This window comes from Variovorax sp. RTB1, assembly GCF_035018765.1.
Classification (GTDB): domain Bacteria; phylum Pseudomonadota; class Gammaproteobacteria; order Burkholderiales; family Burkholderiaceae_C; genus Variovorax.
The window spans coordinates 104,457-126,338 of the sequence record NZ_JASJXG010000002.1; the positions used below are offsets into that span (position 1 = coordinate 104,457).

The 21,882-nt window shown below is 62.0% G+C and carries 22 protein-coding genes; all 22 read right to left on the reverse strand.

All coding sequences use genetic code 11. The features are described 5' to 3' along the window. Positions 1–35 precede the first annotated feature (35 nt). Positions 36–779, reverse strand: coding sequence for a 1-(5-phosphoribosyl)-5-[(5-phosphoribosylamino)methylideneamino]imidazole-4-carboxamide isomerase (hisA, locus tag QN397_RS01960; RefSeq protein ID WP_187054543.1), 744 nt, complete (start codon positions 777–779; stop codon positions 36–38). A gap of 24 nt (positions 780–803) precedes the next feature. Then, on the reverse strand, positions 804–1,451 hold the full coding sequence (gene hisH / locus QN397_RS01965) for an imidazole glycerol phosphate synthase subunit HisH (protein ID WP_323494672.1): 648 nt from the start codon (positions 1,449–1,451) through the stop codon (positions 804–806). A 14-nt stretch (positions 1,452–1,465) separates the two neighbouring features. Next, positions 1,466–2,122, reverse strand: coding sequence for an imidazoleglycerol-phosphate dehydratase HisB (gene hisB / locus QN397_RS01970; RefSeq protein ID WP_323494673.1), 657 nt, complete (start codon positions 2,120–2,122; stop codon positions 1,466–1,468). Continuing rightward, positions 2,119–3,243: a histidinol-phosphate transaminase gene (gene hisC, locus QN397_RS01975; protein WP_323494674.1), complete on the reverse strand. Its 1,125-nt coding sequence runs from the start codon at positions 3,241–3,243 to the stop codon at positions 2,119–2,121. Before hisC ends, hisB begins: the two co-directional genes overlap by 4 nt. Positions 3,244–3,301: 58 nt before the next feature. Further along, the gene (locus QN397_RS01980; RefSeq protein WP_323494675.1) at positions 3,302–3,709 is read right to left on the reverse strand and encodes a hypothetical protein; all 408 of its coding nucleotides are present in this window, start codon (positions 3,707–3,709) and stop codon (positions 3,302–3,304) included. Positions 3,710–3,767: 58 nt separating this feature from the next. Continuing rightward, entirely contained in the window at positions 3,768–5,099 is a 1,332-nt protein-coding gene (hisD, locus tag QN397_RS01985; RefSeq protein ID WP_323494676.1) for a histidinol dehydrogenase, read from the reverse strand. A 50-nt stretch (positions 5,100–5,149) separates the two neighbouring features. Next, positions 5,150–5,794 carry an ATP phosphoribosyltransferase gene (gene hisG, locus QN397_RS01990; protein ID WP_323494677.1) on the reverse strand — a complete coding sequence of 215 codons (645 nt, stop codon included), beginning with the start codon at positions 5,792–5,794 and terminating at the stop codon, positions 5,150–5,152. After that, entirely contained in the window at positions 5,791–7,080 is a 1,290-nt protein-coding gene (gene murA, locus QN397_RS01995) for a UDP-N-acetylglucosamine 1-carboxyvinyltransferase (protein WP_323494678.1), read from the reverse strand. The genes hisG and murA overlap by 4 nt, the downstream gene beginning before the upstream one ends. A 53-nt stretch (positions 7,081–7,133) precedes the next feature. After that, complete coding sequence (locus QN397_RS02000; protein ID WP_323494679.1) at positions 7,134–7,376, reverse strand: BolA family protein; 243 nt, start codon at positions 7,374–7,376, stop codon at positions 7,134–7,136. Positions 7,377–7,381: 5 nt separating this feature from the next. Next, complete coding sequence (locus tag QN397_RS02005) at positions 7,382–8,146, reverse strand: ABC transporter permease (RefSeq protein ID WP_323494680.1); 765 nt, start codon at positions 8,144–8,146, stop codon at positions 7,382–7,384. Next, the gene (locus tag QN397_RS02010) at positions 8,143–9,090 is read right to left on the reverse strand and encodes an ABC transporter ATP-binding protein (protein WP_323494681.1); all 948 of its coding nucleotides are present in this window, start codon (positions 9,088–9,090) and stop codon (positions 8,143–8,145) included. The genes QN397_RS02005 and QN397_RS02010 overlap by 4 nt, the downstream gene beginning before the upstream one ends. An 83-nt stretch (positions 9,091–9,173) precedes the next feature. Continuing rightward, a complete protein-coding gene (locus QN397_RS02015; protein ID WP_323495005.1) occupies positions 9,174–9,452 on the reverse strand; it encodes an STAS domain-containing protein in 279 nt (92 codons plus the stop codon). A 24-nt stretch (positions 9,453–9,476) separates the two neighbouring features. Then, on the reverse strand, positions 9,477–10,136 hold the full coding sequence (locus tag QN397_RS02020) for an ABC transporter substrate-binding protein (RefSeq protein WP_323494682.1): 660 nt from the start codon (positions 10,134–10,136) through the stop codon (positions 9,477–9,479). 142 nt (positions 10,137–10,278) lie between these two features. After that, a complete protein-coding gene (locus tag QN397_RS02025) occupies positions 10,279–11,028 on the reverse strand; it encodes a VacJ family lipoprotein (protein WP_323494683.1) in 750 nt (249 codons plus the stop codon). Then, a complete protein-coding gene (gene mlaD, locus QN397_RS02030) occupies positions 11,025–11,531 on the reverse strand; it encodes an outer membrane lipid asymmetry maintenance protein MlaD (protein ID WP_323494684.1) in 507 nt (168 codons plus the stop codon). Before mlaD ends, QN397_RS02025 begins: the two co-directional genes overlap by 4 nt. Positions 11,532–11,544: 13 nt before the next feature. Further along, entirely contained in the window at positions 11,545–12,327 is a 783-nt protein-coding gene (gene mlaE / locus QN397_RS02035) for a lipid asymmetry maintenance ABC transporter permease subunit MlaE (protein WP_323494685.1), read from the reverse strand. After that, entirely contained in the window at positions 12,324–13,145 is an 822-nt protein-coding gene (locus tag QN397_RS02040) for an ABC transporter ATP-binding protein (protein WP_323494686.1), read from the reverse strand. The genes mlaE and QN397_RS02040 overlap by 4 nt, the downstream gene beginning before the upstream one ends. A 102-nt stretch (positions 13,146–13,247) precedes the next feature. Then, the gene (locus QN397_RS02045; RefSeq protein WP_323494687.1) at positions 13,248–14,726 is read right to left on the reverse strand and encodes a glutamate synthase subunit beta; all 1,479 of its coding nucleotides are present in this window, start codon (positions 14,724–14,726) and stop codon (positions 13,248–13,250) included. A gap of 52 nt (positions 14,727–14,778) precedes the next feature. Continuing rightward, the gene (locus tag QN397_RS02050; RefSeq protein WP_323499907.1) at positions 14,779–19,524 is read right to left on the reverse strand and encodes a glutamate synthase-related protein; all 4,746 of its coding nucleotides are present in this window, start codon (positions 19,522–19,524) and stop codon (positions 14,779–14,781) included. A gap of 181 nt (positions 19,525–19,705) precedes the next feature. After that, complete coding sequence (locus QN397_RS02055) at positions 19,706–20,401, reverse strand: transposase (protein WP_323499908.1); 696 nt, start codon at positions 20,399–20,401, stop codon at positions 19,706–19,708. 9 nt (positions 20,402–20,410) lie between these two features. After that, positions 20,411–21,307: an SAM-dependent methyltransferase gene (locus QN397_RS02060; protein WP_323499909.1), complete on the reverse strand. Its 897-nt coding sequence runs from the start codon at positions 21,305–21,307 to the stop codon at positions 20,411–20,413. Next, a complete protein-coding gene (locus tag QN397_RS02065; RefSeq protein WP_323499910.1) occupies positions 21,304–21,882 on the reverse strand; it encodes a DUF1415 domain-containing protein in 579 nt (192 codons plus the stop codon). The genes QN397_RS02060 and QN397_RS02065 overlap by 4 nt, the downstream gene beginning before the upstream one ends.

The following is a 21,882-nucleotide window of genomic DNA, read 5'->3' on the forward strand; positions in this document are numbered from 1 at the left end:
CACGGGGCAGGCCGGGTCGCCGCCGGCTCAGGCTGTCAGGCCGCGCCGAGTTCGTCGGCGCGTTCCTGCGCCAGTGCGAAGTCGAGATCGCCGGAATAGATCGCCCGACCGCAGATCACGCCCTCGACACCATCGCTTTCGACAGCGCACAGCTTGTCGATGTCGTCCATGTTCGACAAGCCGCCGGAGGCGATGATCGGGATCGTCAGCGCCTGCGCCAGCCGCACCGTCGCCTCGATATTGATGCCCGACAACATGCCGTCGCGGCCGATGTCGGTGTAGATGATCGATTCGACGCCGTAGTCTTCGAACTTCTTGCCCAGATCGGCGACTTCGTGGCCGGTGAGCTTGCTCCAGCCATCGGTCGCGACCTTGCCATCCTTCGCGTCGAGGCCGACGATGATGTGGCCGCCAAACGCCACGCAGGCATCTTTCAAAAAGCCCGGGTTCTTGACGGCGGCGGTGCCGATGATCACGTAGCGGAGGCCGTCGTCGATGTAGCGCTCGATGGTGTCGAGATCACGAATCCCGCCGCCCAGCTGCACCGGAATCTCGTCGCCGACTTCGCGCAAGATCGCCTTGATCGCGGCGTGATTCTGCGGCTTGCCGGCAAAAGCGCCGTTCAGGTCGACAAGATGCAGGCGCCGCGCGCCGGCCTCGACCCACTTGCGCGCCATGGCGGCCGGGTCTTCGCTGAAGATGGTCGATTGGCCCATGTCGCCCTGCTTGAGGCGAACGCAGTGACCGTCCTTGAGATCGATAGCGGGAATCAGCAACATGGCAGGGCGGCCCGAAAACGGGGCTCAGGGGTTCCAGTGGAGAAAGTTGCGGTAGAGCTGCAAACCATGGTCAGCGCTCTTTTCGGGATGAAACTGGGTAGCAAAAATATTATCGCGTGCGATGGCGGCCGTGAAGGGCGCGCCGTAGTCCGCCTCGCCGACGCTGTGCTTCGCATTGGTCGGCTTCGCGTAGAAGCTGTGCACGAAATAGAAGTAGCTCCCGTCGGGCACACCCGCCCAGATCGGGTGCGGCTGCGCCTGGCGGACCTGGTTCCACCCCATCTGCGGCACCTTGTAGCGGCTGCCGTCGGGCTGCATCCTGCCCGCCAGGTCGAACTTGACCACGTCACCCGGAATGAGCCCGAGGCCGTCGGTCGGCCCCTCATGGCTGTGCGACAGCAGCATCTGCATGCCGACGCACACGCCGAACAGTGGCTTGCTGGCAGCCGCCTCCAGCACCGACGCCTGCAGGCCCGAATCACGCAGCTCGCGCATGCAGTCGGGCATGGCACCCTGGCCCGGCAGCACCACGCGCGTAGCCTTGCGCACGACGTCGGGGTCGGAGGTGACAAAGACCTGTACGCCGACCTGATCGGCGGCGTGCTGCACGGCTTGCGACACCGAGCGCAGGTTGCCCATGCCGTAGTCGACCACCGCCACCGTGTTGGCCATGCCGTTCGAATCTTTCAGAGGGAGCCTTTGGTCGACGGAATGACGCCGATCGATCTCGGATCGACTTCGAGCGCGGCTCTCACGGCCCGCGCAAACGCCTTGAAGACCGTCTCGCACTGGTGGTGCGCGTTGACGCCTTTCAGGTTGTCGATGTGCAGCGTGACGAACGCGTGGTTCACGAAGCCCTGAAAAAATTCGTAGGTAAGCTGGCTGTCGAAAGTGCCGATCATCCCGCTGGTGAACGGCACGTCCATGACCAGCCCGGGACGGCCCGAAAAATCGATCACGACACGGCTCAAGGCTTCGTCCAGCGGCACGTAGGCGTGGCCGTAGCGGCGAATGCCCTTCTTGTCGCCGATCGCCTTGGCGACCGCCTGGCCCAGCGTGATGCCCACGTCTTCGACCGTATGGTGGCCGTCGATGTGCAGGTCGCCCTCGCAATGGATGTCGAGATCGATCAAGCCGTGGCGCGCGATCTGGTCGAGCATGTGGTCGAAGAAACCGATGCCGGTTGACAGTTTCGCCTTGCCGGAGCCATCGAGATTGACGCTGACGGTGATCTTTGTTTCCGCCGTGTTGCGGGTAACAGAGGCCGTACGCGCGCCGGGCACGCCGGAAGAAGCGCCGGCCGCGGCCGCGAGAACCTGATCGGGTGTCGTGGGGGTGTTCATAAGGATTTTCGGATCGCCGCGAGCATCTGAGCGTTCTCGTCGGCGGTTCCGACTGTGAGGCGCAGGCAGTTCGCGAGCAGTGGGTGCATTTTAGAAACGTTCTTCACGAGCACGCCGTGCGCCTTCATGCGATCGAAGGTTTTTCCGGCGCGGTCGCCGCCGGCCTGCCCATCCCCCTCGATGCGCACCAGGATCATGTTGGCGTCGCTCGGCCAAACGGTCACGCCGGGCAACGCTGTCAACGCGGCGAGCAACTTGGCGCGCTCGGCGCGGATGGTTTCGGCCTGTGCCTCGAACACCGCGGAATGCTCAAGTGCGAACAGCGCGCACTCGCAATTCAGCACGCTGATGTTGTAGGGCGGGCGCACCTTGTCGACCTCGGCGATGAGCGCTGCCGGGCCCATCAGGTAACCGAGCCTCACGCCGGCCAACCCGAACTTGCTCAGCGTGCGCATCAAGAGCACATGCCCATGCTTGGCGATCCTGCCGATATAGCTTTTGCCAGCGAAGGGCTGGTAGGCCTCGTCCATCACGACCAAGCCGCCCTGCGCGCCTTGCGCATCGACGATCTTCTCGATAACGCCGTCGTCCCACAAGTTAGCGGTGGGATTGTTCGGATAAGCGAGGTAGACGATGGCGGGCTTCTCAAGCGCGATCGCTTCCAGCATCGCCGCTTCATCGAGTTCGAAGTTTGCGGTGAGCGGTACACCGACGAACCGAAGCCCCTGCAACTGCGCACTCATCGCGTACATCACAAAGCCGGGCACCGGCGCCAGCACCGTCGCACCGGGCAGGTCGCACGCCAGCGCCAAAAGCGAAATCAGCTCGTCCGACCCATTGCCGAGCATCAGCGCGAAACCCTCGGGCATGCGGGCGTGCGCAGCCAGCGCACGCTGCAGGTCCACACCTCGATCGCCGGGATAACGGTTGATGGCCAGCGCACCAAGCCGCGCGCCCAGTTCGGCCTGCAGCGCAGGAGGCAGGCCGAACGGGTTTTCCATCGCGTCGAGCTTGACCATGCCGTTCGCGTCTTGCACCGCGTAGGCATGCATTGATTTCACGTCGGCGCGAAAGCGTTGCAGCGCGGGGTTCGAAACGTCGGCGGACGATGCAGGAGTCATGGGCAATCAGGAGATCGAAAGGTTGCGAGGTCACAAGATTGTGCGTCGCGGGGATCAGTCAGTGCGTGCAGCGGTAACTGTTGCGGAGCGCTGCCGACAGCACCAGTTGAACGGGCATATCGGCTTCATAACTTTCGGCGTTGCGCTTCAATTCTGTCTGGTAGAGCGAGCGCGCCATCTCAGGATCGAGCTTGCGATTCTCGACGCAGAACGGTGGCTTCCGGCCTTCGCGCTGCGACGCCTCGCTGGCCTCGCGCAAACCCTCCATCACGCCGACCAGGTAGTAGCCGGCGTAGACCTTGCCGTTTTTCTCGTTCGCTTCGAGCAGCTTGAACTGGCGGATCGTCATCGCATTGGCGGCAGTCGTGCACAGCACTGCAAATACGAACACCGCGCCCAAATTAGTCAGCGTTGAAATTCGATGAAAGGTGGCCCAGCGCCTCAGCATAGAAAACATACCGGACATCGCGAATTGGTTGCGGGACTGAAGGACTGAAGGACTGAAAGTACTCAAAGTACTGAAATCAGGAACCCCGGGAGTTGCGCAGTCGCATCGCCGCTGCACGGGCATGGGCGAACAGCCCCTCGCCTTCGGCCAGCGTGACGGCTATCGGGCCGAGCGTTTGCGCGCCCTGCTCGCTCACCTCGATCAGACTACTGCGTTTCTGAAAATCGTAGACGCCGAGCGGACTTGAAAAGCGCGCCGTGCCGGACGTCGGCAAGACATGGTTCGGCCCAGCGCAGTAGTCGCCGAGCGTTTCACTGGTGAAAGCGCCCAGAAAAATGGCCCCGGCGTGGCGCAGCAGCGGCTCCCACCGATGCGGCTCGCTGCTCGACACCTCCAGATGCTCGGGCGCGATGCGGTTGCTGATTTCGCAGGCTTCTTCCATGCTGCGCGTGTGGATGAGCGCACCGCGGCCGTTCAACGACGCAGCGATGATGCCGGCGCGCGGCATGTCGGGCAGCAACCGATCGATCTCCTGCTGCACGCGATCGATGTACGCCGCATCGGGGCTCAACAACACGCTCTGCGCCAACTCGTCGTGCTCGGCCTGGCTGAAGAGGTCCATAGCAACCCAGTCGGGTGGTGTGGTGCCGTCGGCCAACACCAGGATTTCGCTTGGGCCGGCGATCATGTCGATGCCGACGGTGCCGAACACGCGGCGTTTTGCCGCTGCCACATAGGCGTTGCCGGGGCCGGTGATCTTGTCGACGGCCGGAATGGTTTGCGTGCCGTAAGCCAGCGCGCCAATGGCCTGAGCGCCGCCGATCGTGAAGCCGCGCGTAACGCCGGCGACATAAGCCGCAGCCAGCACAAGCGGGTTCTTTTCACCGCGCGGCGTCGGCACGACCATGATGATTTCGCCAACTCCGGCGACGTGGGCGGGAATGGCGTTCATCAGCACGCTCGACGGATAGGCTGCCTTGCCGCCCGGCACATAGATGCCGACGCGGTCGAGCGGCGTGACCTTTTGGCCGAGCAGCGTACCGTCGGCGTCGCGATAACGCCAGCTCTCGCCCGACGCCTTTTTCTGCGCCTCATGGAAGCTGCGCACTCGTGCAGCCGCGGACTGGAGCGCCTCGCGCTGCACGGCGGGCAACTCCTCGAAAGCGGTTTTCATTTCCGCCTGCGTGAGCTCGACTTGCTGCATCGATGCGGCATCGAGCCCGTCGAAGCGGCGCGTGTACGCGAGCACCGCCGCATCGCCGCGCTGTTGTACGTCGGCGAGGATGTCGGCCGCCACTTTTTCGATGGCGGCATCCGCCTCGGCGGACCAATGAAGTCGCGCTTTGAACTCGGCCTCGAAATTGGTCGATGCGGTGGAGAGTCGCGCGGGAAATGCGGTCAATTTCATGACGTCAAAGGATCGCAGGGAGGATGGCGGAAAGGGTCACGGCGCGAGGATCAAGGTGTCGTCGCAATCGCCGACGCGAACGCATCGATGATGCGGCGGATGGGCTCGCGCTTGAGCTTGAGCGCCGCTTGGTTCACCACCAGTCGGGCGCTGATTTCCATGATGTGCTCGACCTCGACCAGGTTGTTGGCCCGCAGCGTGTTGCCGGTCGAGACGATGTCGACGATCGCGTCGGCCAGCCCGGTGAGCGGCGCCAGTTCCATGCTGCCGTAGAGCTTGATGAGGTCGACGTGCACGCCCTTGACGGCGAAGAAGTCGCGCGCGATGCCGACGAACTTGGTGGCGATCTTCAGGCGCGCGCCTTGTCGCACTGCATGGGCGTAGTCGAAGTCGGCGCGTGCCGCCACGCTCATGCGGCAGGCGGCGATCTTCAGGTCGAGCGGCAGATACAAGCCGGCGTTGCCGTGCTCGATCATGGTGTCGAGCCCGGTGACCCCGATATCGGCACCGCCCCATTGCACATAAGTAGGCACATCGGACGGCCGGACAAGCACCACGCGCACATCGGGCTGGTTGGTCGCGAGGATCAGCTTGCGTGATTTTTCGGGGTCTTCGGTGACCTCGATCCCGGCCGCGGCCAGCATGGGCAGCGTCTCGTCGAAAATGCGCCCTTTCGATAAGGCCAGCGTGATCAAGCAGACGCTCCTGCCAGACGCTCGATATCTGCACCCAGGCCACGCAGCTTGGTTTCCATGCGGTCGTAGCCGCGGTCGAGGTGGTAAATGCGGTCGATGAGTGTCTCGCCATCGGCAACCAGACCGGCGATGACCAAACTGGCCGAGGCTCGCAGATCGGTCGCCATCACCGTGGCACCCGAAAGTTGCTTTACACCCTCGACCATCGCAACCTTGCCTTCGACGTGAATGGTCGCGCCGAGACGAACCATCTCGTTCACATGCATGAAGCGGTTTTCGAAGATGGTTTCCGTGACCATCGAGGCGCCTTTGGCGATCACGTTGAGTGCCATGAACTGCGCCTGCATGTCGGTCGGAAAGCCCGGGTACTCGGTGGTGCTGAAGCTCTGCGCCGTAAGGTGCGCGTGCGCCGGCCCCTGGGAGCTGATGCGCACGCCGCCCGCTTCCGAAGTCACCTTGCAGCCCGCCTCGCGCAGCTTGTCGATCACCGCGTCCATGTGCTCGGCGCGTGCATGGCGCAGCAGCACATTGCCGCCGGTAGCCGCCACCGCACAGAGGAACGTGCCGGCCTCGATGCGGTCGGCCACCACCGCGTGTTCGCAGCCATGCAGTTTGGCGACGCCCTGAACACGGATGTGGCTGGTGCCGTGGCCTTCGATCTTCGCGCCCATCTTGATGAGCATTTCAGCAAGGTCGACGATCTCGGGTTCTTGCGCCGCATTTTCGAGCAGCGTTTCGCCCTCGGCCAGGGCTGCAGCCATCAAGAAATTTTCGGTGCCGGTCACCGTCACCATGTCGGTCAGGATGCTGGCGCCACGCAGCCGCGTACGGCCCTCCGGCAGCCGCGCGATCATGTAACCGTGCTCGACGACGATCTCGGCGCCCATCGCCTGCAGGCCCTTGATGTGCTGGTCGACTGGACGCGATCCGATGGCGCAGCCGCCCGGCAGCGACACCTTGGCGTGACCGAAGCGCGCCAGCAGCGGGCCGAGCGCCAGCACCGAGGCGCGCATGGTTTTGACCAGTTCGTACGGCGCTTCCGGATTGGTCAGATCGCTCGCGTCGAGCCGCACCATGCCGTTGTCGTCGCGCTCGGCCGCGACGCCCATGTTACGGACCAGCTTAAGCATGGTCGACACATCTTGCAGGCGCGGGACATTGCGAAGCGTCACGGGCTGGTCGGTCAACAGCGCCGCGCACAGTTCGGGCAGCGCGGCATTCTTGGCGCCGGAAATAAGCACTTCGCCCTGGAGCGTGCGCCCACCGCGAATAAGAAGTTTGTCCATCGAGAATCCAGCGAAAAAATCAGGGCCATTGGATGGCCGTCAAAAGCCAGCCGCTATGTTTGCGACGCCGCCCATTCGGTCGGCGTGAAAGTCTTCATCGACAGTGCGTGCACTTCGTCGGTGTGCATTTTCGCACCGAGGGTGGCGTAGACGCGCTGATGTCGCTGGATGGCGCGCTTGCCCTCGAATTCCGCCGACACGATGGTGGCATACCAGTGACGGCCGTCACCTTCCAGCGCGATGTGCTCACACGGCAAGCCTGATTGAATGATCGATTGAAGTTCATCGGATGTCATCTTGCTCAGCCCCGAATTTTGTAACCAATGCGCAGCAGATTGACGGCGATCGCGCTCACGACGAGCCAAGCGACTCCGACAATGCCGAAGCTGAGCCAAGGCGACGCATCGCTCACGCCGAAAAAGCCGTAGCGGAAGCCGTCGATCATGTAGAAAAACGGATTGAGGTGACTGACGGCCTGCCAGAACGGCGGCAGCGATCCGATTGAATAAAACACTCCCGACAAAAAGGTCATCGGCATGATGAGGAAGTTCTGGAACACAGCCATTTGATCGAACTTCTCGGCCCACAGGCCAGCGATCAAACCGAGTGTTCCGAGCATCGCCGAGCCTAAAAACGCGAACACGAGGATCCACACTGGCGCTGCGAACTGCGGCATGGCGAAGAAGATGGTCACGATGAAAACGCCGAGCCCCACTGCCAAGCCGCGGATGATCGACGAACCGACGTAAGCAAAAAACCAGCCCCAGTGCGACAGCGGCGTCAGCAACACGAACACCATGCTGCCCATAATCTTGCTCTGGATGATCGACGACGAACTGTTGGCGAACGCGTTTTGCAGCACGCTCATCATCACCAGACCCGGAATCAGGAACGCGGTGTAGCTGACGGAGCCATAAACCTTAACGTGGTTTTCAAGCACGTGGCCGAACACCATGAGGTAAAGCACCGCGGTGAGAACAGGCGCCCCGACCGTCTGGAATCCAACCTTCCAGAAGCGCAGCACCTCCTTGTATAGCAACGCGTGCCAACCGGTGACGGCGATCATCGCGCCACCTCCAACGGCGCCTGCTCGCCCGCCATCAGGTCGATGAACACGTCTTCAAGATCGGCCTTGCGCATCTCGACGTCTTCCACCGCCACGCCGGCTTCGCGGATCGCGGTCAGCAGTTGTTCCACTTCGTGCGCGTTTTGCGCAGGCAACTGCACGATGCGCCCCGTGATGCGGGCGTGTTGGGCGATGGCCCAAGGCAGCGACGCATCCGTCTTGAAACGCAGCACGTTGCTGGCCGCCGAACTGAGAAGTGCGCTGGTGCGATCGAGCGCAATCACACGGCCCTGTTTCAGCATCGCGATGCGATTGCATAGCGCTTCGGCTTCTTCGAGGTAGTGCGTGGTGAGCAGCACAGTGCTGCCCTGCTTGTTGAGCTTGGCGATGAACTGCCAGAGCGTCTGGCGCAGCTCGACATCGACACCGGCGGTGGGCTCGTCCAGCACGATCACGGAAGGCTTGTGCACCAGCGCCTGAGCCACCAGCACGCGACGCTTCATACCGCCTGAGAGCTGGCGCATGTTTGCGGTCGCCTTGTCGGCCAGACCAAGACTCTGCAACAGCTCGTCGATCCAGGCGTCGTTGTTCTTGATGCCGAAGTAGCCCGACTGAATGCGCAACGACTCTCGCACATTGAAGAACGGGTCGAAGACGAGTTCTTGCGGCACGACGCCGAGCTGACGTCGCGCATCGGCAAAGTCGCGTTGCACGTCGAAGCCGCGGACGCTGATGCTGCCTGTCGTCGGGCGCGAAAGCCCGGCGAGCATGCTGATCAGCGTCGTCTTGCCCGCACCGTTCGGGCCCAGGAGGCCGAAGAATTCGCCCTCTTCGATCTGGAAATTAACATCGTCGACCGCGCGCAAGCCGGGTTTGCCTTGAGCGCGCTGTAGACGGGAGGGAGGGTAGGTCTTGGAGACCGATTGAAAGGAGATCGCTGGCATGGGGAGCCCATGATTTTACGGGTCGGCGCGATTCTGGGGCGCCGTAGGGGCAGCACGGCGCTTAATCGACCACAGGCACCACTTCAGGGAGCGGCAGGCAACAGGCCGGCAACGCCGTAGAGCGAGGCCAGTTCACGCAAGCGGGACGAGAGCCCCTTGACGGCAAAACCGCGCCCGAGCGCGCTGGCTTCACGACGGCATTCGAGCAGCACCGCGATCGCCGACGAGTCGAAATGCGACAGCGCACTGGCATCGATGACTGTCGCCGTGCCGGGCTCCGACTGCCCTGCCATGCCCTGCTGCAGCATGCGCATGCACGCAGGCGCCTCTTCTTGGGTCAACTTGGAGGGCAGGACAAGCATCATGTGTTTGAAGCGGTGGCGATATCAGCTCTTGGCGTCGGTCTTGTTGCGTGCCGCCAGCGTCGCGATCAAACCGTCGATGCCCTTGCTGTTGATCTGCTCGGCGAACTGGGTGCGGTACGTATCCACCAGCCAGACGCCCAAAACATTCAGGTTGTAGACCTTCCAGCCGCTGCCATCGCCCGGCGTGCGCACCAGGCGGTAGTCGAGTTGAACCGGATCGCCACGGCCACGCACTTCGGTACGCACCAGTGCTTCCTTGTCGTCCGGCGAGCCACGGTACGGGCGAATCGTCACGGTTTGATCGCTCACCTGGTCCAACGCGCCAGCGTAAGTACGGACCAGCAGCAACTTGAACTCATCCTGCAGCCGCTTTTGCTGCTCAGGGGTGGCTTGACGCCAAGCCGGTCCGACCGCCGACGAGGTCATGCGCTGGAAGTCGAGATTCGGCATGATCTTGCTGTCGACCAGCGCCATGATCTTGCGTGTGTCGCCCGCCTTGATCGACGTGTCCGCTTTGATCGTGTCGAGGACGTCGGCGGTAATGCGCTTGACAAGCGCATCGGGCGACTCATCCGCGGCCCGAGCGGACGATACGGCAACCAATGCGCCGCCCAGCAGCAGCGCGCCGGCCAGCACGAATTGCCCAAGAGTTCTGCGCTGCAATATGGTGGTGGATTTCATTTGATTCAGTCTGTGCAAAATAACTGTGTAGCTGTCGAAACGGTTTGGAGCGAGGCGCCGACTACAGGGTTCCCCAGGGCAATCGCCATTGCTTGTAAACGGATGCAAAGCACAAAGGAATTGCCAGTGGCCATTTTTCGGCCTACTCGCCATCACCGCCCGAGGCGCCGCCACCCGAGACTTCACTGCGACGATGCTGCATGAACGCGTCCCGCGTAAACGAATACTTGTCGAGCGCTATTTCGTCGAGCATCTGACCGGCTCGCAAGAAAGTGGCGCGCTCGTCGACGACTCTCAAGGCGTAGAGCGAGTTTCGTGCGCCAATGTCATGCACGACCGACAGCACATCACCATAGTGATCGACAGGCAACGCGGCGGTATCGCGGACCGTCGACGGGCCAAGCAACGGCAAAACCACATAGGGCCCCGTCGGAACACCCCAGCGCCCAAGTGTCTGCCCAAAATCTTCGCGATGACGCTCGATGCCGGCTTCCGAGGCGATGTCGAGCAAGCCACCCAGACCAAAGATGGTGTTGACGTTAAGACGCATGAAAGTCTCGGCGCTGTTTTGCAGCTTGAGCTGCATCACGTTATTTGCCAGGCTCCAGACGTCTCCGAGATTGCCGAAGAAGTTGCTGACACCGGTGCGCACCATCAGCGGAAGTGTGTCGCGGTAAGCCGTCGCAACAGGGCGGAGCACAGCGCGGTCGACGCCTTCGTTAAAACGGAAAACGCTTCGGTTGAACGGCTCGAGTGGGTCGATCGGATTCGGCGCCTGGCCGCTGACAGTCGCACAACCGAACGTCGACGCAAGCACGACGGCAGCAATCGCCCATTGGGCGAAGCGCGCCGCATTTGTCGTAGCGTTTCGCGGTTGAATCGTAGTTTTCATTTTTTATTTGGAGTCGCTTGGGTCGCTGGAGCTGCTGGCGATGTGTTTCCATCTGCCGCCTTGCTGAACAAAAACTGGCTGATCAGGTTCTCGAGCACGACGGCCGACTGCGTGTCGGTGATCGTGTCGCCTGCCTGGAGATTTTTCTCGTCTGCGCCGGCCTGAATCCCGATGTATTGCTCACCCAGCAGACCGCTCGTCAAAATCTTGAGGGAACTGTCTTTCGGGAAACTGTAGCGGGTCTGTAACCCAAGCGTCACGCTTGCCTGAAAGTTCTTGTCGTCGAACGTGATCGATTCGACGCGCCCGACCACTACCCCGGCACTCTTGACCGCCGTTTGTGGTTTGAGGCCACCGATATTGTCGAAGCGGGCCGTGACGCTGTATGTCTTTTGAAAGTTAAGGCTCAGCAAGTTAGCCGATTGCAGTGCAAGAAAGAGCAGCGCCGCTGCGCCGATCAGCACGAAGAGCCCGACCCATATATCTTTGTTAGAGCGTTGCATTGATGTAGTCCTACTAGATGCTGAACATCATTGCCGTCAGCAGAAAATCGAGCCCGAGGACGGCCAGCGAAGCCACCACCACGGTGCGGGTGGTGGCGCGCGAGACGCCTTCAGGCGTGGGCTGCGCCTCGAAGCCTTGCAGCAGCGCGATGAAGGTGACCGTGAAGCCGAAAACGATGCTCTTGATCACGCCGTTACCGACGTCACGCCAGACATCGATGCCGCCCTGCATCTGGCCCCAGAAAGCACCCGGGTCGACGCCGAGCATCAGCACGCCCACCACATAGCCGCCGCCGACACCGACGGCACTGAATACCGCGGCGAGCAACGGCATGGTGATCACGCCCGCCCAGAAGCGCGGCGCCAGGATGCGCTGCACCGGATCGACCGCCATCATTTCCATCGCGCTCAGTTGTTCGCCCGCCTTCATGAGACCAATTTCAGCCGTAAGCGACGTGCCGGCGCGGCCCGCGAAAAGCAGTGCGGCGATCACCGGACCGAGCTCGCGTACCAGCGACAAGGCGACCAGCAATCCGAGCGCCTCGGAGGAGCCGTAGCGCTGCAGCGTGTAGTAGCCCTGTAGGCCCAATACGAAGCCGACGAACAAGCCGGACACGCCGATGATGGCCAGCGAATAGTTACCGAGAAAGTGGATCTGGTCGCGAACGAGGCCGAAGCGACGAAGGCTGCGCGCGCCCTGGAACAGCAGGCGCAGGAAGAGCCGCGCACCGTAGCCCAAGTTCGCCAGCTTGCTGCGCACCGCAAAACCGATGTCGGAAGGTTTCCACCAACTCATAGCGGTTCGCCCTTCACCTGGCCGAAGTCTTCTTCGACACTGACACCGGGATAGTGAAAATGCACCGGACCCTCGGGCAGCGCGTTGACGAACTGGTGCACCAGCGAATCGGCGCTCTGGCGAACGTCGCTCGGACTGCCCTGCGCGGCGATCTTGCCGTTGGCCAGCACGATCACGTGGTCGGCGATGCGAAACGTCTCGTCGAGGTCGTGCGACACGACGATGCTGGTCAGCCCCAAAGTGTCGTTCAGACTCCGAATCAGGCGCGCCGCGGTGCCGAGCGAAATCGGGTCGAGACCGGCAAACGGCTCGTCGTACATCACCAGTTCGGGATCCAGAGCGATAGCGCGGGCCAGCGCCACGCGCCGAGCCATCCCGCCGGACACCTCGCTCGGCATCAAATCTCGCGCGCCACGGAGGCCGACCGCGTCGAGCTTCATCAGCACGATGTCGCGGATCAACGCCTCTGTGAGCCGCGTGTGTTCGCGGATCGGGAAGGCGACGTTGTCGAACACGCTCATGTCAGTAAAAAGTGCGCCGAACTGAAACAGCATGCCCATGCGTCGCCGCGCCGCATACAACGCATCGGCTTTCATCAAGCCGACGTCCTTGCCATCGAGCAGCACTTGGCCGCGCTGGGCCCGCAACTGACCACCGATCAGCCTGAGCACCGTGGTCTTGCCACCGCCCGAAGCCCCCATCAATGCCGTGACCTTGCCGCGTGGCACCTCGAAAGAGACGCCATCGAGAATCGGACGCGTGCCGTAGCCGAAGACGACTTCGCGGAATTCGACGAGAGGGGGCGGAACAGGGTCCATTTAATAAAAAAAGCCGGGCGTCTCTTCAGACATTCCGGCGTGGGGTTTCCCCCATGATAAGGGGACAACCGTTGTACTGCAGCTACAGCGAGAGCAATGACTTCAACGTGGCAAGTCGCTGAACCCCATCAAGAATTCATCGACCGATCTTGCCGCCTGGCGACCCTCGCGAATCGCCCACACCACGAGCGACTGCCCGCGCCGCATGTCGCCTGCAGCGAACACCTTGGGCACGTTAGTGGCGTAGCCGCCCGTGAAATCGACCGTGGCCTTGGCATTGCCGCGTCCGTCTTTTTCGATACCGAAGGCGTCGAGCACATTGGCCACCGGATTGACGAAGCCCATCGCCAGCAATACAAGATCGGCTTTCAGAATCTGTTCGCTGCCCGCGACTTCGACCATCTTGCCGTCCTTCCATTCCACGCGGACGGTCTTGAGACCGGTGATCTTTCCTTTTTCGCCGATGAATTCCTTGGTCGAGATAGCGAACTCGCGCTCGCACCCTTCCTGGTGGCTGGAGCTGGTGCGCAGCTTGATCGGCCAATAAGGCCACGTCATCGGCCGGTTTTCTTCCTCCGGCGGCTGTGGCATGACTTCGAATTGCGTCACGCTCACCGCGCCATGACGATTGCTGGTGCCGACGCAATCTGAGCCGGTGTCGCCGCCGCCGATCACGATGACGTGCTTGCCATCGGCCCGCAGCTGACCTTTGACCTTGTCACCCGCATTGACCCGGTTTTGTTGCGGCAGGAATTCCATCGCGAAATAAATACCGTCCAGTTCGCGGCCGGGCACCGGCAAATCGCGCGACTGCTCTGATCCACCGGTCAACAGCACCGCGTCGAACTCCTTGTCGAGCTGCTCGGGCGTGACGGTTTCCTTGGCCAGGTTGACAACCTTCGAGCCCTTGCCCATCGGCTCCTTCGCAGCGCCAATGACGACGCTGGTGCGGAAGGTCACGCCCTCGGCCTTCATCTGTTCGACGCGGCGATCGATGTGCGTCTTCTCCATCTTGAAGTCCGGAATGCCATAGCGCAGCAGGCCGCCGATGCGGTCGTTCTTCTCGAAGAGCGTCACGTCATGGCCAACGCGTGCCAACTGCTGCGCCGCAGCCAGTCCGGCCGGGCCGGCGCCAACCACGGCAACCTTCTTGCCGGTCCTGTGCTTGGCCACACGCGGCTTGACCCAGCCTTCGTCCCATGCGCGATCGATGATGGCGTGCTCGATGGATTTGATGCCGATCGGGTCGTCGTTCACATTCAACACGCAGGCGGCCTCGCACGGCGCGGGGCAAATGCGGCCAGTGAACTCGGGGAAGTTGTTGGTCGAGTCGAGCACCGCAAAGGCGTTTTTCCAGTCGTTGCGGTACACCAGATCGTTGAAGTCCGGAATGACGTTGTTGACCGGGCAGCCGCTATTGCAGAACGGCGTACCGCAGTCCATGCAGCGAGCGCCTTGCACCTTGGCCTCGTCGGGCGTGAGGGCGACGACGAATTCCTTGTAGTGCTTGACGCGCTCGTCGATGGGCTTGTAGCCCTCTTCGATGCGCTCATGCTCCATGAAGCCAGTGATCTTTCCCATCGTGCTGTCCTGTCTTTTTTATGGATCGTGTCGTGGTCTGTGTGCTTGCGCGTCAGACCGCGGCCGGCGTGCGAACCGCCTTGGATTCGAGCCCCGCCTGCGCGTTGTTGCCGCTGCTGGCGAGTTCCAACTTCCGGTCGTGGATCTCGCCGAGCGCGCGCTTGTATTCGTTCGGGAACACTTTCACGAACTTGCTGCGCGCCATCGGCCAGTCGTCGAGCAGTTCGCGCGCGCGCTTGCTGCCGGTCCAGCGGTGGTGCTCTTCGAGCAGCTTGCGCAGTTGCGCTTCGTCGGTGATGCCGTTGTGCCAGATCGAGCGCTTGATGGTCGCGGTCTGCTCGGCGGTGGTCAGCACCTTTTCGAGCGTGACCATCGCCATGTTGCAGCGCGAAGCGAACTGGCCGTCTTCGTCATAGACGAAAGCCACACCGCCGCTCATGCCGGCCGCGAAGTTGCGGCCGGTCTTGCCGAGCACCGCCACCGTGCCGCCAGTCATGTACTCGCAGCCGTGGTCGCCAGTGCCTTCGACCACTGCGGTCGCGCCCGAAAGCCGCACCGCGAAGCGTTCGCCACCCACGCCGCAAAAGTAGGCCTCGCCGGTCGTGGCGCCGTACATCACCGTATTGCCGACGATGGTGTTACGCACCGCTTCGCCGCGGAAATCGAGACTTGGCCGCACCACGATGCGTCCGCCCGACAAGCCCTTGCCGGTGTAGTCGTTGGCATCGCCGATGAGGTACAGCGTGATGCCGCGCGCCAGGAACGCGCCAAACGATTGCCCGCCCGTGCCTTCGAGCTGAATGCGGATCGAATCGTCCGGCAACCCTTCAGGATGCACCCGCGTCAGCGCGCCCGACAGCTTGGCGCCAACCGTGCGGTTGACGTTGCGAACCACCTCGATGAACTGCACCTTCTCGCCCTTGTCGATGGCCGCACGCGACTTCTCGATGAGCTTGGTGTCGAGGTTGTGCTCCAGCCCGTGGTCCTGGTTCTCGACATGGAAACGCGGCACGTCGGCCGGCACGTTCGGCAGCGCGAACAGCCGACTGAAATCGAGGCCGCTGGCCTTCCAGTGAGCGATGCCCTTTTTCATGTCGAGCAGGTCGGCGCGGCCGATCATTTCGTTGACCGTGCGCATGCCCAGTTGCGCCATAATCTGGCGCATCTCTTCTGCGACGAAGAAGAAGTAGTTGACGACGTGTTCAGGCTTGCCAGAGAACTTCCTGCGCAGCACCGGATCTTGCGTGGCCACGCCCACCGGACAGGTGTTCAGGTGGCACTTGCGCATCATGATGCAGCCTTCGACGATCAGCGGCGCGGTGGCAAAACCGAACTCATCGGCACCCAGCAGCGCGCCGATCGCGACGTCGCGACCGGTCTTCATCTGGCCATCGGCCTGCACCCGCACCCGGCCGCGCAGGCGATTCAGCACCAGCGTCTGCTGGGTTTCGGCCAGGCCGATTTCCCACGGGCCGCCTGCATGCTTGATCGATGACCACGGCGATGCGCCGGTGCCGCCGTCGTGCCCGGCAATCACGATGTGATCGCTCTTGCACTTGGTCACGCCGGTCGCGACCGTGCCCACGCCCACTTCGCTCACGAGCTTGGTGCTGATCGTGGCGTGCGGTGCGACGTTTTTCAGGTCGTGAATCAGCTGCGCCAGATCTTCGATGGAATAGATATCGTGATGCGGCGGCGGCGAGATCAGGCCCACGCCCGGCACCGAATACCGCTGCTTGCCGATGTACTCGGTCACCTTTCCGCCGGGCAACTGGCCGCCCTCGCCCGGCTTGGCACCTTGCGCCATCTTGATCTGAATCTGATCGGCCGAAGTCAGGTATTCCGCCGTGACGCCGAAGCGGCCCGATGCCACCTGCTTGATCTTCGAGCGCAGCGAATCGTTGGCTTGCAGCGGCAAGTCGACTTCGACGTTGGCCTCACCGATCACGCTTTTCAGCGTGTCACCCAGCTTGATCGGGATGCCCTTGAGCTCGTTGCGATAGCGGTTCGGATCTTCACCACCCTCGCCCGTGTTGCTCTTGCCGCCGATGCGGTTCATGGCGACGGCCAGCGTCGAATGAGCTTCGGTCGAAATAGAGCCCAGCGACATCGCGCCGGTGGCAAAGCGCTTGACGATGTCGGCCGCCGATTCGACCTCTTCCACCGGAATCGCTTTGGACGGATCGAGCTTGAACTCGAACAGGCCGCGCAAAGTCATGTGGCGACGGCTCTGGTCGTTGATGATCTGCGCGTATTCCTTGTACGTGCTCCAGTTGTTGGCACGCGTGCTGTGCTGCAGCTTGGCGATCGCGTCGGGGCTCCACATGTGTTCTTCGCCGCGCGTGCGCCAGGCGTATTCGCCGCCGGCATCCAGCATGCTTTCCAGCACCGGATCGTCGCCGAACGCGGCGGCATGCATGCGCAGCGCTTCTTCCGCAATCTCGAAGACGCCAATGCCTTCGACGCGGCTCGCAGTGCCGGTGAAATACTTGCCGATCGTGTCGCTGTTCAGGCCGATGGCCTCGAACAACTGCGCACCGCAGTAGCTCATGTAAGTGCTCACGCCCATCTTGGACATGATCTTCGACAGGCCTTTGCCGATCGCCTTCACGTAGTTGTAAACAGCCTTCTCTGCGGACAGGTCACCTGGCAGATCAGCGTGCATCGCCGCAAGCGTTTCCATCGCGAGGTACGGGTGCACGGCTTCGGCACCGTAGCCGGCCAGCACGCCGAAGTGATGCACTTCGCGGGCGCTGCCGGTTTCGACCACCAGGCCGGCGGTCGTGCGCAAGCCTTCGCGAACCAGGTGCTGATGGATCGCGCTGGACGCCAGCAAGGCAGGAATAGCAACCTGCGTCAGGCTGACCGCGCGGTCGCTGACGATCAGAATATTGCTGCCGCTTTTAATCGCGTCGACCGCTTCGGCGCAGAGCGATGCGAGCTTGGCCTCGACGCCTTCGCGCCCCCAATCGGCCGGGTAGGTAATGTCGAGTGTCGTGCTCTTGAACTTGCCCTTGGTGTGCCGCTCGATGTCGCGCAGCTTGGCCATGTCGGCGAAGTCGAGAATCGGCTGGCTCACCTCCAGCCGCATCGGCGGGTTGACCTGGTTGATGTCCAGCAGGTTGGGCTTGGGGCCTACAAATGACACCAGCGACATGACGATGGCTTCGCGAATCGGGTCGATCGGCGGGTTCGTCACCTGCGCGAACATCTGCCGGAAGTAGTTGTACAGCGGCTTGTTCTTGTTGGAGAGCACCGCCAGCGGGCTGTCGTTGCCCATGGAGCCGATGGCCTCCTCGCCGGCCTGGGCCATCGGGCTCATCAGGAACTTGATGTCTTCCTGGGTGTAGCCAAAGGCCTGCTGACGGTCGAGTAGCGATACCGCGCTAACAGGAATCTCCACCGGTGTCGTGGTCGAGCCGACGCTGTCGAGCTTGATACGCAGGTTCTCGATCCACTGCTTGTACGGCTTGGTGTTGACGACGTAGGCCTTGAGCTCGTCGTCGTCGATCATGCGACCCTGTTCCAGGTCGATCAGAAACATCTTGCCCGGCTGCAGGCGCCATTTGCGCAGGATCTTGTGCTCGGGAATCGGCAGCACGCCCGACTCGCTGGCCATGATGACCAGGTCGTCGTCGGTCACGCAGTAGCGGGATGGACGCAGACCGTTGCGGTCGAGCGTGGCGCCGATCTGGCGGCCGTCGGTGAAGACGATCGATGCCGGGCCGTCCCACGGCTCCATCATCGCGGCGTGGTATTCGTAGAACGCGCGACGCCGCTCGTCCATCGTCGTGTGCTGTTCCCACGGCTCCGGAATCATCATCATCACGGCCTGGCTGATCGGATAGCCGGCCATCGTCATCAGCTCGAGGCAGTTGTCGAAGGTGGCGGTGTCCGACTGACCGGCAAAGCTGATCGGATAAAGCTTCTTCAAGTCAGGGCCGAGCACCGGCGAGGCCATCACGCCTTCGCGCGCCTTCATCCAGTTGTAGTTGCCGCGCACCGTGTTGATTTCGCCGTTGTGCGCCACGTAGCGATATGGATGCGCCAGGGGCCACTTCGGGAAAGTGTTGGTAGAAAAGCGCTGATGTACCAGGCCGATGGCCGAGATGCAGCGCTCGTCGAGCAAGTCGAAATAGTAGGTGCCGACCTGGTCGGCCAGAAGCAGGCCCTTGTAGACCACGGTGCGACTCGACATGCTCGGCACGTAGTACTCGGTGCTGTGCTTGAGCGCCAGGTTCTGGATGTTGGCGCTCGCGGTCTTGCGGATCACGTAGAGCTTCCGCTCCAGCGCGTCCTGCACGATGACGTCGTTGCCACGACCGATAAACACCTGCCGCAGTATCGGTTCGGTCTTCTTGACCGCCGGCGACATCGGCATTTCGCGGTTGACCGGCACATCGCGCCAGCCCAATAGCACTTGGCCTTCGGCCTTGATGGCACGCTCCATCTCCTGCTCGCAGGCCATGCGCGACGCATGCTCTTTCGGCAAGAAGATCATGCCGACGCCATATTCGCCATACGGTGGCAACGTCACGCCCAGCTTGCTCATCTCCTCGCGGTACAGCGCATCGGGAATCTGGATCAGGATGCCAGCGCCATCGCCCATCAGCTTGTCTGCACCGACTGCGCCGCGATGGTCGATGTTCTCGAGGATCTTGAGCGCCTGCGTCACGATGTCGTGGCGCTTTTCGCCCTTGATATGGGCGACGAAGCCGAGGCCGCAGGCGTCGTGCTCATTCGAGGCCGAATACAGACCGTGTTGTTCGAGATGCTTGATTTCGTCGTCCGTGGTCATGGGCGCTCCTTCATTTTTTTTCGCAGGGATGTCGAGGATATTGCGATGCACAAACAATGCCAAACACTTTATTTGGGGTCAGATTCCTATTTATTCAAAAACAAGTGTTGTCGAGTTAAATAAGGGACATATCAAAAATAATAGCATCCAGGTCAATACTGGGAATGCATCGCGGGCGCTTCTAAGGTGGGGGTTCGCGCAGTGGTCGGCCTGCCTTCGCCTTGATCACACGGCGCTCTGTTGTCTTCTGTAACGATTCGGCGAACGTCGCATCGCCCAATGCCCATCCTTGTAACGCAGCATCGGTCAATGACATGGCTTCGGAGGCCGAAATTCCCCGCCGTACCAGTTCCACATAACCCGCCTCGCGTGCAAAAGGCGTGTTGCCCAGCAACCAGTATTGCGGAGGCGGAGTGAGCGCTTTGTCATGCCGTTGGCCAGCGTAATGCCCGTAGCTCGACCAGGCAAATTCGGCGACGTCGATCGCCGCACCCGAACGCAATGGATTGAGGTCCATGTAGGCCATGCATCTCATCAGCCAAAGCTCGGGCTGAATGACGGTCGACCGATATCGGCCTTCCCACAAGGTGCCGCTGCGGCCATGCCGGTTGTTGAACCAACGCACATAGCCTCTGCCCACAGCCTGCATCAGCTGTGGCAGACCGCTGACGGTCGAAGGCGTGAGCAGCAAATGAAAGTGGTTGTCCATCAACACGTACGCATGCAACGCCACGCCCAATCGCGGGGCAGCCTCCGCCACGAGTGCGAGCAGTCGCTCGCGATCGATGCGGTCCGTAAAGATGGGCTGCCGGTTGTTGCCACGCTGGATCACGTGGTGCGGAAGGTCCGCCAGCGTGAGTCGAGGCAGCCGTGCCATAGCGCGCGTTCAGGGCAGCCGAAAACGAGTTTCGAGCAACGACGACAGGCCGAACTCGCCCAGCAATCCCTTCAATCGCTCCGCTGCACTGGCTTTGAATTGGCCGGTGCGGCGCGCGATGATCAGTTCGTTCTTCATGCTGTGTTCCCAGCCGACCAATTCGGTCACGGTGACCTGATAGCCATGGGCTTCCAGCAGCAGGCAGCGCAGCACGTTGGTGAGCTGGCTGCCGATCTCGCGTGTGTGAAGCGGGTGGCGCCAGAGCTCGGCGAGCGGCGTGCGCGAGAGCGACAGCGCTTTCGTTTCGCGAAGGCATGCGGCCACCTCGGCCTGACAGCACGGCACCAGCACCATGAAGGCCGCTTGTTTGGCCAGTCCGAAGGCGATGGCATCGTCGGTCGCGGTGTCGCACGCATGCAGCGCGGTCACCATATCGATGCGGTCGGGCAACGCAAGAGATTCGGTCGACTCGGCCACAGTCAGGTTGAGAAAAGACATGCGTCCGAAGCCGAGCTGAGCGGCCAGCACGCGTGACTTTTCAACAAGCTCCGCACGCGTCTCGATGCCATACACGTGACCGTCGCCAAGCGCCTTGAAGAAAAGGTCGTAGACGATGAAACCCAAGTAAGACTTGCCGGCACCATGGTCTGCCAGCGTTGCATGCGCGCCGCCATCCGGCAACTCCCGCAGCAGTTTTTCAATGAACTGGAACAGGTGATACACCTGCTTGAGCTTGCGCCGCGAATCCTGGTTCAGCCGGCCTTCGCGGGTCAGGATGTGGAGCTCTTTCAGCAACTCGATCGATTGCCCAGGGCGCAGCTCTTGAAGCACATCCGCTTCGGCCTTCGCTGCTTTCCCGACCTTCGCTGTCTTGTGCGCACCAGCGGCTTTGACAAAGGTGCTCATCGGAATGAGCCTCCCGGGCCGACATCGAGCGCAGCCCATCCTTCAGCCCCAAGCGTTGTCAGCGTTTCAATGTTTCGCTCGAAGATGGCGTCCGCCTCGGGAAAGGCATCGACGGCGCGACTCACGCTCTCTTCACGTAGCAGATGCAGCGTCGGATACGGCGCGCGATTGGTGGCGTTGGCGATGTCGTCCGGCGCAGCCCCCGCGAACTCGAAGAGCGGATGAAAGCTCGCGAGCTGAAGCTCGCCGTCGAAACCGGCCCGCGCCAGTCGGCGCTCGGCACGCTGCGTGAAATCGTTGAAGTCCAAAAAATTCACCAAGGTGTTGGGTGCGATCAAAAGTGTGGTGTCCCGCTCGGAGGGCGCGCATTTCGCCAGCTCCGCCGCCTCGCGCATCAGCGCTTCCATCAAGCCGGCATCGTCGTTTCCTGCCGAATAAACGACGTACCGGATCTGCCCCTTGACGTGCACCGCCTTCGCGAAAGGACACAAGTTGAGCCCGATGACAGCCCGCTCGAGCCAGTGTCGCGTATCGGCCTCTGCCTGCGTCCCTGGGATTGTGGCAGCGATGCTCAT

What these genes read in the sequence shown, in the direction of transcription:
- QN397_RS02025 (WP_323494683.1), bottom strand. Translation starts at nt 11,028, where the DNA reads ATGAAAACTACGATTCAACCGCGAAACGCTACGACAAATGCGGCGCGC.
- QN397_RS02040 (WP_323494686.1), bottom strand. Translation starts at nt 13,145, where the DNA reads ATGGACCCTGTTCCGCCCCCTCTCGTCGAATTCCGCGAAGTCGTCTTC.
- QN397_RS02050 (WP_323499907.1), bottom strand. Translation starts at nt 19,524, where the DNA reads ATGACCACGGACGACGAAATCAAGCATCTCGAACAACACGGTCTGTAT.
- hisA (WP_187054543.1), bottom strand. Translation starts at nt 779, where the DNA reads ATGTTGCTGATTCCCGCTATCGATCTCAAGGACGGTCACTGCGTTCGC.
- QN397_RS02060 (WP_323499909.1), bottom strand. Translation starts at nt 21,307, where the DNA reads ATGAGCACCTTTGTCAAAGCCGCTGGTGCGCACAAGACAGCGAAGGTC.
- mlaE (WP_323494685.1), bottom strand. Translation starts at nt 12,327, where the DNA reads ATGAGTTGGTGGAAACCTTCCGACATCGGTTTTGCGGTGCGCAGCAAG.
- QN397_RS02065 (WP_323499910.1), bottom strand. Translation starts at nt 21,882, where the DNA reads ATGAGCATCGCTGCCACAATCCCAGGGACGCAGGCAGAGGCCGATACG.
- mlaD (WP_323494684.1), bottom strand. Translation starts at nt 11,531, where the DNA reads ATGCAACGCTCTAACAAAGATATATGGGTCGGGCTCTTCGTGCTGATC.
- QN397_RS02000 (WP_323494679.1), bottom strand. Translation starts at nt 7,376, where the DNA reads ATGACATCCGATGAACTTCAATCGATCATTCAATCAGGCTTGCCGTGT.
- QN397_RS02055 (WP_323499908.1), bottom strand. Translation starts at nt 20,401, where the DNA reads ATGGCACGGCTGCCTCGACTCACGCTGGCGGACCTTCCGCACCACGTG.
- QN397_RS02010 (WP_323494681.1), bottom strand. Translation starts at nt 9,090, where the DNA reads ATGCCAGCGATCTCCTTTCAATCGGTCTCCAAGACCTACCCTCCCTCC.
- hisH (WP_323494672.1), bottom strand. Translation starts at nt 1,451, where the DNA reads ATGGCCAACACGGTGGCGGTGGTCGACTACGGCATGGGCAACCTGCGC.
- QN397_RS02015 (WP_323495005.1), bottom strand. Translation starts at nt 9,452, where the DNA reads ATGCTTGTCCTGCCCTCCAAGTTGACCCAAGAAGAGGCGCCTGCGTGC.
- murA (WP_323494678.1), bottom strand. Translation starts at nt 7,080, where the DNA reads ATGGACAAACTTCTTATTCGCGGTGGGCGCACGCTCCAGGGCGAAGTG.
- QN397_RS02005 (WP_323494680.1), bottom strand. Translation starts at nt 8,146, where the DNA reads ATGATCGCCGTCACCGGTTGGCACGCGTTGCTATACAAGGAGGTGCTG.
- hisC (WP_323494674.1), bottom strand. Translation starts at nt 3,243, where the DNA reads ATGACTCCTGCATCGTCCGCCGACGTTTCGAACCCCGCGCTGCAACGC.
- QN397_RS02020 (WP_323494682.1), bottom strand. Translation starts at nt 10,136, where the DNA reads ATGAAATCCACCACCATATTGCAGCGCAGAACTCTTGGGCAATTCGTG.
- hisB (WP_323494673.1), bottom strand. Translation starts at nt 2,122, where the DNA reads ATGAACACCCCCACGACACCCGATCAGGTTCTCGCGGCCGCGGCCGGC.
- QN397_RS02045 (WP_323494687.1), bottom strand. Translation starts at nt 14,726, where the DNA reads ATGGGAAAGATCACTGGCTTCATGGAGCATGAGCGCATCGAAGAGGGC.
- QN397_RS01980 (WP_323494675.1), bottom strand. Translation starts at nt 3,709, where the DNA reads ATGTCCGGTATGTTTTCTATGCTGAGGCGCTGGGCCACCTTTCATCGA.
- hisD (WP_323494676.1), bottom strand. Translation starts at nt 5,099, where the DNA reads ATGAAATTGACCGCATTTCCCGCGCGACTCTCCACCGCATCGACCAAT.